This window comes from Pseudoalteromonas sp. TB25, assembly GCF_000497995.1.
In the GTDB taxonomy this organism is placed as follows: domain Bacteria; phylum Pseudomonadota; class Gammaproteobacteria; order Enterobacterales; family Alteromonadaceae; genus Pseudoalteromonas; species Pseudoalteromonas distincta.
This window is the reverse complement of record NZ_AUTI01000350.1, coordinates 23028-39387: the sequence shown is the minus strand read 5'-3', so window position 1 is coordinate 39387 and position 16360 is coordinate 23028. Positions and strand designations below refer to the sequence as shown.

The following is a 16360-nucleotide window of genomic DNA, read 5'->3' as shown; positions in this document are numbered from 1 at the left end:
AGCAGCGCGGCACTCTTCGGTATCTTCATCTATAAAGGTAGTAATGCCTTTTACAAGCGCGTGCTCAAGGCGTTTTTCAACAGGCCATGTGCGCCATTCTAAATCTTCTACTCGCTCGGCTTGTGCCATACCAGAGTATTTTGGTGCAAGCTCTACTAAACGCTCGCCTGCACCTGGGTCTGTGTTAAGTATTACGTCTTCAACGGCTTTACGAAGCTCTTCTGGGATGTCGTCGTAAACGGCGAGTTGCCCTGCATTTACAATGCCCATATCCATACCCGCTTTTATGGCGTGGTATAAAAATACCGAGTGAATAGCTTCACGTACTGGGTTATTACCCCTAAATGAAAACGATACATTTGACACCCCGCCCGACACTTTACAGTGCGGTAAGTTTTGTTTAATGCGGCGTGTGCCTTCAATAAATTCTACTGCGTAGTTGTCGTGCTCTTCTATACCGGTGGCTACGGCAAATATATTAGGGTCGAATATAATATCTTCTGGTGGAAAACCAATGTCTTCTACTAATATTTTGTAGCTGCGGGCACATATTTCATATTTGCGGTCTGCTGTATCAGCTTGCCCGTCAGTATCAAACGCCATTACAACGGCAGCTGCACCAAAACGTTTTATTATTTTAGCTTGGCGAATAAACGGCTCTTCGCCCTCTTTTAGCGATATAGAGTTAACAATGGCCTTACCTTGAATACACTTTAGGCCTGCTTCTATTACTTCCCATTTAGAGGAGTCGACCATAATGGGTACGCGTGAAATATCAGGCTCTGAGGCTATTAAGTTTAAAAACTTAACCATCGCGGCTTTTGAGTCCAACATGGCTTCGTCCATGTTTATATCAATAACCTGTGCGCCATTTTCTACTTGTTCGCGGGNGGGCCACTGTTAGCGCGGCTTCAAAGTCTTCTTCCATGATTAAACGTTTAAACATGGCAGAACCGGTTACATTGGTACGTTCGCCGACATTAGTAAATACTGCTATTTGTTGGGTCATGTTGGCTCCTTAATTTAAGTTACAGGCTTCAAGGCCTGATAAACGCATGCGTACTTCAAGCTCTGGCAATTGGCGTGGTTTAACGCCCGCTAGACCTTTTGCAAAAGCACGAATATGCGCAGGCGTGGTGCCACAACATCCACCTACAATATTAATAAAGCCCGATTTACCCCAATCGATAATTTCGGCTNNCTGCCATTTCAGGCGCTTCTAAGTCGTATTCACCAAACTCATTAGGCAAGCCCGCATTAGGGTGTACCGATGTAAAGGTTTCGCACACGCGCGAAAGCTCTTCTACATATTGGCGCAGTAAATCAGGGCCAAGCGCGCAGTTTAAACCAATCGAAATAGGCTTAATATGGCGAATAGAGTTATAAAATGCTTCGGTTGTTTGCCCAGAAAGCGTACGGCCAGAAGCGTCGGTAATAGTGCCCGAGATCATAACTGGTAATGTGCGCCCTGCTTGCTCAAAGGCTTCTTCTACACCAAACGAGGCGGCTTTTGCATTAAGCGTGTCGAATATAGTTTCGATTAGTATTAAATCGGCGCCGCCTTCCATTAATGCAAGGGTAGACTCTACATACGCAGTAACTAGCTTATCAAAAGTAACGTTTCGGTAACCCGGATCGTTTACGTCTGGCGAAATTGAACACGTTTTAGATGTCGGCCCTAAAACACCGGCTACATAGCGCGGTTTTTCTGGCGTTTTAGCCGTAAATTCATCGCAAATTGCGCGTGCTAATTTAGCCGACTCTAGGTTTATTTCACGGCTTAGGTTTGCCATGTCGTAATCTTCCATCGAAATAGTGGTCGAGTTAAACGTGTTGGTTTCGATAATATCGGCGCCCGCTGATAAAAAACCACGATGAATATCAGTGATTAAGTCGGGCTTGGTTAGGCTTAATAAATCGTTATTACCTTTAATTAATACATGCCAGTCTTTAAAACGCTCTCCGCGATAGTCTTCTTCTTCTAGCTTATGATCTTGGATCATGGTGCCCATTGCGCCATCTAAAATTAAAATGCGTTCTTTTAATGCGGCACTTATTTCGGCTTGCTTATTATTTGTAGGCGCGTTATTCGGCATAGTTGTTAGTCCTCACGTCTTGGCTAACTAAATTAATATCATACGGTGTGGTTTGGTACACGTAGTAATTTAACCAGTTCGAAAAAAGTAAAAAAGCATGGCTTTGCCACGTTTTTGAAGGTTGTTTGGTTGCATCGTCATCCGGAAAGTAATTTTCGGGCTTTGGTGCATTAGGGCTTTTTTTACAATCGCGCTCGTATTCTGCTTTTAGCGAGTCGGCGTCGTACTCTGGGTGGCCGGTTATAAACACTTGGCTACCCGATTTGTTTTTAAGTAAGTAAGCCCCTACTCGCGCAGAACCTGCCAGTACAACGAGTTCTTCACAGGCGTTTATTTTATTTATATCAATATGGCCGTAGCGTGAGTGCGGTACCAAAAAGGTATCGTCGAATCCGCGAGTCAGTGCGCCGTGATCAAAATAACACTGGTGAGTAAATACGCCACACAGTTTATCGTCTTTTAAATCGCGTTTTAAATTGTAACGGTGATATAACGCTGCATGCGCTGCCCAACACGAAAATAACGTAGAGGTAACGTGTTGCTCAGCCCAATCAATAATAACCTTTAACTCATCCCAATACGCTACATCGTCGTATTCTAAATGCGCAAGTGGCGCACCGGTTACTATTAATGCATCGTAATTGTTGTCTTTTACTTCTGAAAAATAACGGTAAAAGGTATCAAGGTGCTCTTCTGAGTTGCTGCTACTGCGGTGAGTGTCGAGGCGCAGTAGTTCTACGTTTACTTGCAAAGGTGAGTTGGCAAGTAAGCGAATAAACTGAACTTCGGTTTCTACTTTATTAGGCATTAAGTTTAAAATAGCCAAACGCATTGGGCGTATTTCTTGCGTTTTTGCACGACTTTTTGGCATTACAAATACGTTTTCTTGACGTAAACGTGCAATTGCCGGCAACTCGTCTTTTACTGTAATTGGCATACTTTACTCCTGTTCATAAAAACCGAGGCTTAATTATGAACTGAAAGTAAAAAATATCAACCTCTAGATGTATAGATGTCCAAATGAAATTTATTCATGATTTTTTTAAGATTTACTAAAAGTTATAGATGAGAGGGAATGCATTTATATTGAAGTACTTTGTTTTAGTGAATTGAAATAGCGCTACTAAAATCAGTAGCGCTATTATAATTAAAAACGATAATTTACAGATAAATTAAGAGCGTAAATATCGCCTTCATTTGTATCAAAATATTGGTATTCAGCACTTACTTGCCAGCGTTGAGTTAGCCTAAAGTCAATGCCGGTTCCGTACGTTACGCCGCCTTCATCGTAGTTTTGCTCAGTTATTAGCGTAGAATTTGTATCTGTACCAGTTATTGATTCTGCAAGGTTTTTTAAGTCGCCTTCATTGTAACTTAATTTATTTCTACCATAGCCACCAAATAAAAACACATCAGCTCGAGATGAAATTGGATAATTAGCTTTTACAAATATACTTGTTTGCAAATCAAGGCTTGAATCGATTTCGCTCTTAATGAATTCTGAACTCAGCGAACCGTCCTGTGGGTTCTGAGTGTAAACAATTCCGTTTAGAGGCGTTGACTCATCATTTAACCCAAAACCTATACGCCCTTCTAATGCAAAGTAACGCGAAAACTGATATCCAAACCGGCCGTAAAGCGTTGTAAACTGTATGCTATCACTCTCGTATACATCAATTTGCGTAGACCCTATCCCTATTCCTTGGTAATAACCATTTACGTGGAGTATGTCTGCTTGGCTCGAAAATGAGTATAAACCTAAAAGTAATGCCCCTAACCTTGTAACTATTTTCATGTTCATTCCTTTAAACCTTTGTAATATTTAATAATGTGATGTTTAACAACAAACTAAGTGTGGCCTGCCTATATAACTTGCTTATACTTTACAGCTTGTAAATATACTGTACCACTTTTGTTAAAAATGAAATGTATTTGAACAATATAAAACAATAGATTACAGAATTTTACACAATAGAAATCCTGTAATAGTAGTGTTTTTAACGAGCAATCAAAACAAAGTACCGCTTAGGTAAGTGTATTGTTCTATACAGCATTCGTTGACTGTTTCACCCGTCAGCCACTACAATACAACATTGAAATTTTTATTATTATTTGAAGGCTTTCCTCCATGGTTTTACCTGATAAATTTATATTCTCGATGAGTCGAGTATCTAAGGTTGTGCCACCTAAGCGCACTATCTTAAAAGATATTTCGTTGCACTTTTTTCCTGGCGCTAAAATTGGTGTGCTTGGTTTAAACGGTTCTGGTAAATCTACGTTACTACGTATTATGGCCGGTGTTGACCAAGATTTTGAAGGTGATGCACATCCTCAGCCTGGTACTAAAATTGGTTATTTACCGCAAGAACCTGTTTTAGACGAAAGTAAAACAGTACGTGAAACTGTTGAAGAAGCTGTTGGCGAAGTTAAACATGCACTTAAACGTCTTGACGAAGTGTATAACGAATACGCCATGGAAGACGCTGACTTTGACGCACTTGCAAAAGAGCAAGGCGAGCTTGAAGCTGTTATTCAGGCGCACGATGGTCATAACATCGACAACGTTTTAGAACGCGCAGCTGATGCACTTCGCCTGCCAGAGTGGGATGCTAAAATTGAGCACCTTTCAGGTGGTGAGCGTCGCCGTGTTGCTATATGTCGATTATTACTTGAAAAACCAGACATGCTTATCCTTGATGAACCTACTAACCACTTGGATGCTGAGTCGGTTGCATGGTTAGAGCGCTTCTTACACGATTACGAAGGCACTGTTGTGGCTGTAACGCATGACCGTTACTTCCTTGATAATGTAGCTGGTTGGATATTAGAGCTTGACCGTGGTGAAGGTATTCCATGGGAAGGTAACTACTCTTCTTGGCTTGAACAAAAAGATGCGCGCTTACAGCAAGAACAAAAATCTGAAAAAGCACGTCAAAAATCAATTGCACAAGAACTTGAATGGGTTCGTTCAAACCCTAAAGGTCGTCAAGCTAAGTCAAAAGCACGTATGGCTCAGTTTACTGAAATGCAGCAGTCTGATTACCAAAAACGTAACGAAACTAACGAGATGTTTATCCCACCTGGTCCGCGTTTAGGTGACCAAGTACTTGAAGTAACTAATCTTCGTAAGAGTTTTGGCGATCGAGTTTTAATTGATGACTTAAGCTTTAGCATGCCAAAAGGTGCCATTGTGGGCATTATTGGCGCGAATGGCGCGGGTAAATCAACGCTGTTTAAAATGATAAGTGGTGAGCAAACGCAAGACAGCGGTAACATCAGCGTTGGCGAAACAGTACACCTAGCTACTGTTGATCAGTTCCGCGACGGTATGGACGAAAGCAAAACTGTTTTCCAAGAAATATCAGACGGACAAGACGTACTGAAAATTGGTAACTTTGAGTTCCCAAGCCGAGCATATGTAAGTCGCTTTAACTTTAAAGGTAACGATCAGCAAAAGTTTGTTAAAGACCTATCAGGTGGTGAGCGTAACCGTTTACACCTTGCTAAGTTATTAAAAGCTGGCGGCAATGTGTTACTACTCGATGAGCCAACCAATGACTTGGACGTTGAAACACTACGTGCACTGGAGAACGCTATTTTAGAGTTCCCAGGTTGTGTAATGTGTATCTCGCATGACCGTTGGTTCCTTGACCGTATCGCTACACATATTTTAGATTACCGTGATGAAGGTCAAATTAACTTCTTTGATGGTAACTACACTGAATATGAAGAGTGGCTTAAAAAGACCCTAGGCGCTGAGGCAACTCAACCTAAACGTATTAAGTACAAAAAAATTGGCTAAAAATATTGGTTAATTTTATGTTTGTATAACTTAAGCCCTGCACTTTGCAGGGCTTTTTTATGTCACCAGCATTATAGGAGCACATCTTGCTAGCATGTAGAGAATTACCCGCTATGCTTAATTTATTATAAAAACAGTAAGGCTAAATTAGGTTATGCAAAATCGTCGACAGTTTTCTCGTGTGCTATTTTCAACTAACGCTCTGTTATGTTTTGATAGCCAACAGTATCCGTGTAAATTACTCGATCTATCGTTACATGGCGCGTTGGTTACTAATTGTGATGCATTTATTGGCAGCCACAATACGCAAGCAATACTGCGTTTTACATTACCTCAAAGCGATATAGAAATAAAAATGGAAGTAGTGATTTGCCATATTGAAGCCGATCATATTGGTCTAAAATGCCATCACATTGATATAGACAGTATTACTTATTTAAAGCGTTTAATAGAGCTAAACTTAGCCGATGATGAGCTACTGCATCGCGAATTAGCGTCACTTATTAATGACTCACAATAGACTCATTCTCTTAAGTTGATTACCATAGCGCAAACTTTATAAAGCTTGTAAATATGCGCTTAAATCCTCATTTGCCTTTGGTATACCATCCTAACTACTCGTTTAGCTTTGATCCTAAGCATCGCTTTGTAATGAGTAAATTTGCACATTTATATCAACATGTTGCAGAGCTTGGTTTAATCGGCAGTAACCTAGTTGAGCCAATATTAGGCACGCCAGAGCCGCTTGAGCTTGTGCATTGCGATAATTATATCCAAGATTTATGGCACAACCGCTTAGATGAAAAAGCCATGCGTCGCATTGGTCTACCTTGGTCAAAAGAGCTTATGGCACGTACATTTACAGCCCCTCAAGGAACGCTACAGACAGCCCGCTTAGCACTTAAACACGGTATAGCGTGTCATCTTGCTGGTGGTACACATCACGCACATAATGACTTTGGTTCAGGTTTTTGTATGGTTAACGATTTGGCCTTTACCACGCAAACTTTAATTAAATCGGGTGAGGTAACTAACGTACTTATTTTTGATTTAGACGTGCACCAAGGTGATGGCACAGCTGCAATGTTACAGCATCAACCCTATGCGTATACTTGCTCTATCCATTGTGAAAAAAACTTCCCCTTTAGAAAGTCCGCTAGCGATTTAGACATTGGCCTGGCAAATAATATGAAGGACGACGAATACCTTGCCATAGTTAACGAAACACTAAGTTATTTACTTAAAGAGCTAAACCCAAGCTTAGTACTTTACGATGCTGGCGTTGATATTTGGCAAGGTGATGGCTTGGGTAAGTTAGATATTAGCTGGGATGGCATAGCTAAACGTGACCATTTAGTGCTAAAACGCTGCCTTGAACACAATACACCTGTAGCTACTGTGATAGGTGGAGGTTACGATAGAGATCACCTACGCCTCGCTAAACGCCACGCTATTGTTGTTGAACAAGCTGCTGGCTTTTAGTTTGAAATAAAAATGTTAAATTATCGTTCTTGTTTAATATGTAAAATAAAAAAGAGCATATTATGAAACAGCTATTTATTACCATCACGCTAATTTTATTAAGCTTTACAGCTTACGCACAAGATACAAGCTCAGAAGCAACATATCCTAAATTGCCAACATTAAATTTACAAATGGCTGATGGGTCGCCACTCAATACTCAAGATTTATTAGGTCAACCTTACGTTTTACACTTTTGGGCAACATGGTGTCCGTACTGTAAAAAGCTGCAGCCAGCACTTCAAAAAATTGATGATATGGGATTAAAAGTTATTGCCGTGAGCTTTGAAGAAGATGACGATGCTACTCCCGCTAAAGCACTTAGCGAAAGAGGTTATACTTTTAAAACAGCTGTAAAAGCCGATGCAATAGCACAGCAATTAGGTATACGAGGCACACCTACTACATTATTTGTAAATAAAGAAGGCAATGTAATTTGGCTGACTAATACGTCAAACCCAGAAGATCCAAATCTTCATTTAAATGCACGAACATTGTTACACTCCATAGACATGGCAACTGAGTAACTTATTGCGCTTTTAACTGATTAGGTGTTAAGCCTGTCCAGCGTTTAAAGGCGCGCCGAAAGTTAGGTATATCGTAAAAAGCTAAATGTTCAGCGACTTGTTCGTTATGTTTGGCGCACAGAGTAAGTAGGTAAATAGCTTTGTGCTTATTTTGCTCATCTATTAACGCTGAAAAGCGTACCCCATTGAGTTTGAGTCTGCGCTTAAATGTAGCTGAGCTCATAGCAAAGTGCTTTGCGGTGCACTCTAAATTAGCACTTGGGTGAGAGTATAAGTATCTGCAGACGGCTTCAATAAAAGTCATGCTAACTACGCTTTTATTATGTAGCTGCGACTGCGCTTGCATAAATCGTAATTGACTCGCATGCGGGTTTTTAGCCCTTAACATGGTTTTATTTAATACCCAGCGAGTACATGGCTTATCAAAACTTACCTTTAGCCCTAAATTTTGCTCGTATTCTTGAATATGCCGAGGGCGTTTAAAAGCAAAGTCGAACTGACAATGCGGGTAACTTTCGCTCACTCGTTTAAGTAAACTATAAAATGCAGTGCTGTATATCTCTAGCACATAGTGGTAAAGGCTTTCATCAAACCCATGTGCTGGCTGAATATAAATATAAACATTATCGTTTTTAATATACGTTTGGCTAAACAGCAAAGGCGCTAATTGCATTCTTAAAAGTGATAATTGCTTTAATACTTGAGCTAAATTATCGCTATATTTTAATGCCTGAGCTTCGGCTCGAGTGTCGTTAATAAGTTGGCTACCGAGTAAAAAACCACTGTCAGTACTTTTCATCAACAACTTAAATTGAGCTAATAAACGCACCTGCTGAGACACACTAAATGTATGCTGAAAATTAAGTAAGTCTTGTTCAAAAATACCGGTACCGCGTAGCAGCTTATGTAAATTTATGTTTCGGCTTTGAGCAAGCTCTACAGCTGACGTAATAAGCCCTTGAGCGCTTAAATATTTGTCGTCTTGGCTAACAAACATGTGCACGGTGCGCTACTTTTAGTTGATGCTTTTTTTGTTGTAATTGACTATGCAGTTGGCTTGTTAGTTTACCTGTACTGCTATGCGTATTACCTTGTATTAAGGCGGTAGTGACATATTGAAACTTTGCTTTTTTAGATGCTTCAACTTTAAATGCACAATGCTTTAGAGCTCCTTTAATTTGTGCCATCAACTCTTTAGCTTGCTGCTCTGTGGTGGCTGGCATCAATACCATAAAGCAATCTCCTGCGTAGCGGCACACTACATCACTTAGTCGGCAATTCATTAACAATAGCTCGCTAATTTCACGCAGTAACCGGTCGCCCTCACTAAAGCCAAACTCACTATTAAAATGCGAAAAATCACGAATATCAATAGCCCCAAGCCAGAGTGGTTGTTTGCTCGTAAGTTGCTCTTTAATTGCAGAATCTAGGTACTGCGCCTTATAAAGACCTGTAACTGAACACACCTTATCGTGCTCACGTAAATGCGCTTCACGGCGGCGTAGCTGACGATTTAATACGTACTGCTCTTGATGCCAATAATACAAACCCACACTCGTTAACAACATACCTAAAGGTGCTGGCAGAGATTCAATCCAACTGAGCCATTGATGGGCGGGATGCATTAGCCATTCATCAAGTAAATCGAGGGTTGCCGAGAACATAAATAACCCAACACCTATCACTAAGTAAGTGGTTACTTTACCCGGTGGTCTTGAAATTAATAACGCGGCAATCCATACGAGAGTCATTAATACAATACCGCCCTCCCCCATAATATCGAGCCACTGAATACTGGCGTAAGTTTTTAATACACCTAAATAACTACTTAAAAACACAGCGCTAAAAAACATCGCAATAATAGCGTTTATTAATAATCGGTGGCTGATAAAGGGGTTAAATCGCATGTGCGGTATCTCGTTTATAAATGAGTTTTAAAGTTAGTTCATACAAGTTTTTGTTAGCAGGGTCATATTAGCTCAGCTATATGACAACTAAATGATACCTACTTTAAAAACAGCCCTGCACGGTACATAACACCTGACTTTACCAGGAGTGATAAAAGCTCAATACGCTCTAGATATTGCTCAAACACCTCTAAATACATGTATTTAAACTAAACACTGTCACATTTACGTAATCAAATATCTTTAGCTTGCTCGCCATATCAAGAAACAACCCAGCAATAACCAAGAGCAAATACAATGAAAGACTTTAAAATAAAAGCACTGGTAGCCGCATTAGCCTTATGTAATTTAACGGCTTATGCAGAAGATGATGCAAAAGAAACCACAAAAAAAGATATCGAAGTTTCTGACAAAATTGTTGTATACGGTGAAATTGGCTACAGAAACCGCTCAGACGAACTCGCACCAACCTTAGAATATTCACAAGAGTACTTTCAACGTTTTGAACCATTGACCGCAGGCGATGCATTAAAACGAGTACCCAGTGTTACATTTTTATCGGATGTGCTTGAATCGGATGGTGCACGTATGCGGGGGTTAAGCCCTGCTTATACAAAGGTGCTTATAAACGGTGAAGAAGTACCTGGCGCTGGTGCCGACCGTTCATTTTTTGTTGACCGAATTCCGGCTGAGTTAATTGAACGCGTTGAAATTATTCGCTCATCAAGTGCTAACCGCTCAGCCGATGCTATTGCGGGCACATTAAATATTGTATTGCGCGATGGTTACAGTTTAGATGGCGGTTACTTGCGTGCTGGTGGCTTGCTTTATGACGATGGTGAATTTAAAGAAAGCTTGGCTGCTGTGTACGGTACTGAATTTGCTGGTGGGCGCTTATTACTTGGTGCAAATTTACAAGGCAGATATAACCCAAAACAAAAAACTAGTTTGCGCTACGGCGATAGCCCTGAAAACAATATAAATTTTCAAACAGAAGAGTTTGATAACCGCGAAGACCAATCAGACACTCGCGATGGCGACGACACATCACTTAACTCCAGCTACGAAATTGTTTTTGACGACGATAGTCAGTTTAATATTAGCGCTATGTGGGTTGATACAGAGCGTACTGAGGATGAACGTTCATTTGAATACAACGACCCAACTGCAACCAATAACGATATTGTAAATGGCGGTAACTTAGAAACAGATAATGCCAATGTTAAATATATTGACCAAACTAATTACAACATCAATACCGCTTATGAATTTCCACTACTAAGCGGCACAAGTAAGTTTAAATTTGGCTTTGCTCGGTTTGAAGAGTCTGTTTATGAGGAAGAAGTCGAATTAGATACCTCAGAGCTGCCTATGGTATTTGAAGAAGAGCAAACTAAAAGTGAAATAGATGATAAAGAATGGACTCTACAGTGGCAACACAGCCAACCTTGGGGTGACAGCAAAGAAATTCAGCTTGGTGCATTTTTACAAAATAAAAAACGCGACAGTGAAATTTTAGAATCGCAAAACGAATTAGAACTTGCACTTACCAGTTGGGATCAATACGCAGCATCACCTTTAACGCTTGCTGCATTTAATAGCGAGTACGAAGCGGTTACTGGTGGTGTAAATACTTTAGAAGAAGATCGCTTTGACTTATTTGCCCTTGTTAAGCACAAAGATGATTTATTTGCTTGGGAGCTGGGCGTTCGCTGGGAGTCTACCGATTCTAAAATTAATGATAAAACAATTGGCGTGACCGAAAATAATAGTTACGACTTTATCCTCCCTTCGGCACACTTTCGTTATAACGTTAGCGAAAATGGGCGTATAAGTGCATCGATTGCGCGTAGTTTACGCCGCCCTGAGTTTGATTTTTTAACGCCGGCACTTATCGAAAAAGAGCTTGGCGATAACGACCAACTAGGGAACCCTGAATTAAAACCAGAATCAGCTTGGGGTATGGACTTAGGCTACGAGTATCGCTTAGGAAAAAGTGGCGTTGTAGGTATTAATTTATTTTATCGCAAAGTAAATGACCTAATAGAAATAGCAAATACAGGACAAGAAGGCTCTGAAGGCGAAGGTACATTTGTACTGCAACCACGCAACACCGGCGATGGTAATGTTAAAGGAGTTGAGCTTGATTTATCTACTCCACTTGGCGCATTTAGCATGCCTAATACGGGTGTATTTTTAAACTACTCATGGCTTGATAGTGAAGTAACCGATTTTTTTGGAACTCGCAAATTTAACGACCAATCAGACTACGTTTATAACATTGGGTTTATTCAAGACTTACCCGAACTCAAAGCTGCATTTGGCGTAACTTACCGTAAGCAAGGTGATGCCTATGGACGTATTGTAGGTGAAGAAATAACTACATCTTACAGTGCCGACTTTGAAGTGTTTTTAGAAAAACGTTGGGAAGATGTAACGCTACGCTTGGTGGGTTCAAACCTACTTGATGCAAGTAAAGACGAAACCTTTAATAAATTTGATACCGTTGAAGATCAGTTTAGTAGAAGCTTTGATGAGTACGAAATTGAATCTGAAGAAGCGGGACCGGTTTATCAACTTATGCTGCGTTACGCATTTTAAATAAGTTTATGAGGTAGTGCTAATCACTTTATTTAGCGCTACCAAACATGAGAGAACTATAATGATAAAAAAAACATTACTGCTAATAACACTTGGCTTATGCAGTATACAAAGCGTATTGGCAAACGTAACGTACACCGATGTATTATACGAGCAACAAAAAATTGCCAACTTGACGGTGCTGCCTAAGAGCTTAAATTTTACGGTTATTGGTGATTGGGGACATAACGGGCACTTTTATCAAAAAGACGTAGCACACCAGTTAGAAATAGCGATGTTTCAAACGGATGGTGATTTTACTATTTCAACTGGCGATAACTTTTATCCCAATGGCGTGGCAAGTGTTAACGACCCGCTTTGGCAAAGTGCCTATGAAGATATTTACCATGGTCCACATACATTCGAGCCTTGGTATGTAGTACTGGGTAACCATGATTATTTAGGTAATGCGCAAGCACAACTTGATTACAGTAAAAAAAGTCAGCGCTGGAATTTACCTGCACGCTATTACAGCAAAACCTTTACTTTAAAAGGTGGCGAGCAGATATTAATGGTGTTTTTAGACACTAATACTTTAAATCCTGAATACAAAACACGCGAAAAATACAAAGCAACTCAAGGGCAAAACAGCCAAGCGCAATTAACATGGTTAAATAGCCAACTCTCAAATAGCCAAGCACGATGGAAAATAGTGGTTGGTCATCACCCACTTTATAGCAGTGGAAAACGTTACGGACTTACTGAAGGTTTACGTAATTTACTCGAGCCCATATTTGAGCAAAATGGTGTGCAAGCATACGTAGCAGGACACGAACATGACCTACAACATAACCAAATAGATGGCAGTAAACTCGACCACTTTGTATCTGGTGGTGGTAGCGAAGCGCGTTACGTAAAACAACGTGAATTTACGCGTTTTGCAGAAGCTACTCCAGGATTTTTGAGCTTTTCGATTAACAATGAAGCACTAAAAGCAACGGCTATTAACTATAAAGGCGAAGTGCGTTACAGCACTCAAAAGCGCTTTGACCAATAAAGGGTTACAACATGAACTTTAAATTAAAAACATCTATTAGCTTAATTGTAAGTAGCTTAGTGCTTAGTACATTAAGTGCGTGTAGCAATAGTAATATGGCTACAAATACGGCAGTAAAAAACACATCCGATAAAATAGTCATTAATAGTACTGAATTTGGTCCAACAGATAACATGCAAGGCTCACAAGCGGCATGGTTAAATAATAACAATTGGTTGCTAGCAAGCGAAAGCAAAGGCTTAGTGTTAGTTGAAAGTGAAACGCAACAAAGCCGCATTATAAAAAAAGGTAACTTTGAAGCGCTTGCTGTCACTAAGCTAACAGCACACTCATTTTTGGTTGCAACTATTGATAACAATCAAGATAACGTTGTTATATTTAAGCTTGAGCACACTCAAAGTGGCTGGGNCCCACCACAAGCACAACCCGATACGGTGTGTTTATTTGCTAATAAAGCGAGTGAATCAATATCGGCATTTGTACCTGATGTACGCGGGCTAATTACCGAAACTATTATTTTTGATACAGCGAATAATAAAGCGGTTAACGTAAATGTACGTGAATTTTCTGGCGTTAGTGAGGCGTCGGGTTGTGCTGTAAGTACAACAACAAATACCTTATATGTAAGTGAAAGCGAAGTAGGCATTTGGGCAATAAACGCGAACGCGGAATCGCAAGCAGATAAAAAACCGATTGCTTTAGTCGCCCCCTTTGGAAAGTTAGACAGTGAACTAGGAGCTATTTCAGCTTCGCAAGATGGTATTATCTGGTTTACTAGTACCAAAAAAAATACTGTGTATGCTTATGATCCAATTAGTAAAATGCTTAATAACTGGATGTTAAATGGTGACTTGAGCTTGGAATCGGTAGCGGTAAATTACACAAGTAACAACGCGGCAACGGCAGTGCTGTATAACGACGAAACAGGCGCTTATATTAAAAGTACACTACCTGTAACACCTATCATAAAATCATTAAAAACCAGCCCCCAATCAATTACTCAAATAAAGGCAAGTGCACAAACTGCCCCCGTACAAGCGTTTGGTGATGCAGCAGACGATCCGGCAATTTGGGTTAACCCTAAAGATGCAGCAAACAGCTTAATTTTAGGCACCGATAAACGCCGTGGACTAATGGTATACAGCCTAAATGGCAAGCTTGAACAGTCACTTGAAGTTGGTCGTTTAAATAACGTAGACCTGCGACAAAATAGCACGATTAAAAACAGTACCAATACATTAATAACTGCCAGTAACCGAACGCTTAACGGTATTAGTGTATTTACAGTACAAGCTAATAATAGTGTGAAGTACATTGCTGATATTCCTACCAATCTTGATGAAATTTATGGCTTATGTATGTACTCGTCAAATACGGGGAACTATGTATTTGTAAATGATAAATCGGGGCTATATCAGCAATATAAAATCAGTGAGAATAACGAAAAAATAACAGGCAAACTTGTTCGCGAGTTTAACCTACCAAGCCAACCAGAAGGCTGTAGTGCAGATGATGAACTAGGACAATTATTTGTAGGCGAAGAAGATGCCGGTATTTGGTTTATAGGTGCAGAGCCAACGGCAGGCAGTACACCGGTTATGCTGCAAGGTATAAATGAGCAACTTGTTGATGATGTTGAAGGTATGGAAATTTACCACAGCGACAAAACACGTTATTTAGTTGTTTCGAGCCAAGGTGATAACAGCTACGTACTGTATAAAATAAAGAATGGTACTGCGGGCATTAAAACACCTAGCTTAGAGTTTGCAGGTAAGTTTAGTGTAATAAGTGATTTGGTTAATGGTATTGATGGCTCATCAGAAACCGACGGGTTAACAGTAACATCTAAGTCTCTTCCGGGTTATCCTGAAGGTATTTTAGTTGTACAAGATGGTTATAACCGTATGCCACAGCAGCCTCAAAACTTTAAAATAATAGATTGGCGAGAAGTAAAAAAAGCAATTAAGTAGTGCTTATTTAGTCGCCATTATTTTAATGTCGCATTGAGATTACCTTGAAATTGTATAAAAGGCTCATTTGAGCCTTTTATACAATTCTTTGCAGTTAAGTATTAAGTGTAATTAACTCAATGTAATATATATTTTTATACTACAATTTAAGCTCATAAATTAATTGAGATTATAATGCGCCTACTACTTACTTTATTACTAGTTACTTTAAGTGGCTTTGCTGTAGCAGAAGAAGAAAAAACAGAACTACCACCGGTAGACCCCACTTACAATGCTGAGCATCCTATGGCTTTGGTTAATCAAGGCTCATCTATAATTGCGATTAACTTACCTAGTTATAATTCTCCAGATGATGTGCAAGTTGTTTATAAAATAGGAAACCCCGATGTCGCACTCTTAAACTTTGTTAGAAATGCTGAGCTAATCACGGTTAAGCCACAAGCGTTTAATATTCAACATTTAATGCGTGGTGAAGAAATTACGATTATTGCCGATATTTACGAGGGTGATTATCAACAAGGTGGCAGCTTAATTTACTCAAAAAAAGAGCTTGAACTGAGTAAGCAACTGTATGCCAGAGAGCTAAAAGATTTAAGTGAATCATCGCAATGGCAAGATTACGACATGATTAATCTAGGCGGTACTGAGCGTATTTATATTCATAAAATTCAACAAGCGCCGAGCTATAACCATCTTATTTTTGTTGATTTAGTTAATGCATGTATGCAAAAGCTTCGTACCTCAAAACGTGTCCCAGCTGAAAATGAGCTTACCTATAAATTTATTAACTGCGGCACCCTCAAACCACTTTATTACAATGCTGATGATTTTAGAAAGTAAAAGGGTGAGAATACTGATGTTCAATTATTTTAATATTTAGGCATAAAAAAAGGCCCTTTC

Annotated in this window: 12 protein-coding genes and 2 pseudogenes; 8 read left to right on the top strand and 6 right to left on the bottom strand. The window is 39.8% G+C overall.

Annotation, left to right across the window (positions count from 1 at the left end):
• From L652_RS0114835 to L652_RS0114815, 4 genes and pseudogenes are all read right to left on the bottom strand, one after another.
• Window positions 1–1009 (bottom strand): annotated as a pseudogene (locus L652_RS0114835) (dihydropteroate synthase); the annotation flags it as partial.
• A gap of 9 nt (window positions 1010–1018) precedes the next feature.
• A pseudogene (locus tag L652_RS01000000123875) lies at window positions 1019–2096 on the bottom strand (homocysteine S-methyltransferase family protein).
• Window positions 2086–3033 carry a homoserine O-succinyltransferase gene (gene metA, locus L652_RS0114820; RefSeq protein WP_024596548.1) on the bottom strand — a complete coding sequence of 316 codons (948 nt, stop codon included), beginning with the start codon at window positions 3031–3033 and terminating at the stop codon, window positions 2086–2088. Before metA ends, L652_RS01000000123875 begins: the two are co-directional and overlap by 11 nt.
• A gap of 210 nt (window positions 3034–3243) precedes the next feature.
• On the bottom strand, window positions 3244–3891 hold the full coding sequence (locus tag L652_RS0114815) for a porin family protein (protein WP_024596549.1): 648 nt from the start codon (window positions 3889–3891) through the stop codon (window positions 3244–3246).
• Between the two features lie 333 nt (window positions 3892–4224).
• Here L652_RS0114815 and ettA point away from each other — a divergent pair, with 333 nt between their 5' ends.
• The 4 genes from ettA to L652_RS0114795 all read left to right on the top strand — a co-directional run bounded on the left by ettA (window position 4225) and on the right by L652_RS0114795 (window position 7946).
• On the top strand, window positions 4225–5898 hold the full coding sequence (gene ettA / locus L652_RS0114810) for an energy-dependent translational throttle protein EttA (protein WP_024596550.1): 1674 nt from the start codon (window positions 4225–4227) through the stop codon (window positions 5896–5898).
• A gap of 154 nt (window positions 5899–6052) precedes the next feature.
• Window positions 6053–6418 (top strand): PilZ domain-containing protein, encoded by a 366-nt coding sequence (locus tag L652_RS0114805; RefSeq protein WP_002958114.1) that lies wholly within the window; start codon window positions 6053–6055, stop codon window positions 6416–6418.
• 53 nt (window positions 6419–6471) lie between these two features.
• A complete protein-coding gene (locus L652_RS0114800) occupies window positions 6472–7380 on the top strand; it encodes a histone deacetylase (protein ID WP_024596551.1) in 909 nt (302 codons plus the stop codon).
• Between the two features lie 62 nt (window positions 7381–7442).
• On the top strand, window positions 7443–7946 hold the full coding sequence (locus tag L652_RS0114795; protein WP_024596552.1) for a TlpA disulfide reductase family protein: 504 nt from the start codon (window positions 7443–7445) through the stop codon (window positions 7944–7946).
• A 1-nt stretch (window position 7947) separates the two neighbouring features.
• On the opposite strand, the gene L652_RS0114790 is transcribed toward L652_RS0114795, so the two are convergent.
• Window positions 7948–8949: an AraC family transcriptional regulator gene (locus L652_RS0114790; RefSeq protein WP_024596553.1), complete on the bottom strand. Its 1002-nt coding sequence runs from the start codon at window positions 8947–8949 to the stop codon at window positions 7948–7950.
• Entirely contained in the window at window positions 8933–9853 is a 921-nt protein-coding gene (locus tag L652_RS0114785) for a GGDEF domain-containing protein (protein ID WP_024596554.1), read from the bottom strand. The genes L652_RS0114790 and L652_RS0114785 overlap by 17 nt, the downstream gene beginning before the upstream one ends.
• Window positions 9854–10150: 297 nt before the next feature.
• Here L652_RS0114785 and L652_RS0114775 point away from each other — a divergent pair, with 297 nt between their 5' ends.
• The 4 genes from L652_RS0114775 to L652_RS0114760 all read left to right on the top strand — a co-directional run bounded on the left by L652_RS0114775 (window position 10151) and on the right by L652_RS0114760 (window position 16300).
• Entirely contained in the window at window positions 10151–12454 is a 2304-nt protein-coding gene (locus L652_RS0114775) for a TonB-dependent receptor (protein ID WP_024596555.1), read from the top strand.
• 61 nt (window positions 12455–12515) lie between these two features.
• Window positions 12516–13490 (top strand): metallophosphoesterase, encoded by a 975-nt coding sequence (locus tag L652_RS0114770; protein ID WP_024596556.1) that lies wholly within the window; start codon window positions 12516–12518, stop codon window positions 13488–13490.
• An 11-nt stretch (window positions 13491–13501) separates the two neighbouring features.
• On the top strand, window positions 13502–15460 hold the full coding sequence (locus tag L652_RS0114765) for a phytase (protein ID WP_024603524.1): 1959 nt from the start codon (window positions 13502–13504) through the stop codon (window positions 15458–15460).
• 174 nt (window positions 15461–15634) lie between these two features.
• The gene (locus L652_RS0114760; RefSeq protein WP_024596557.1) at window positions 15635–16300 is read left to right on the top strand and encodes a hypothetical protein; all 666 of its coding nucleotides are present in this window, start codon (window positions 15635–15637) and stop codon (window positions 16298–16300) included.
• The last annotated feature ends 60 nt before the right edge of the window (window positions 16301–16360 follow it).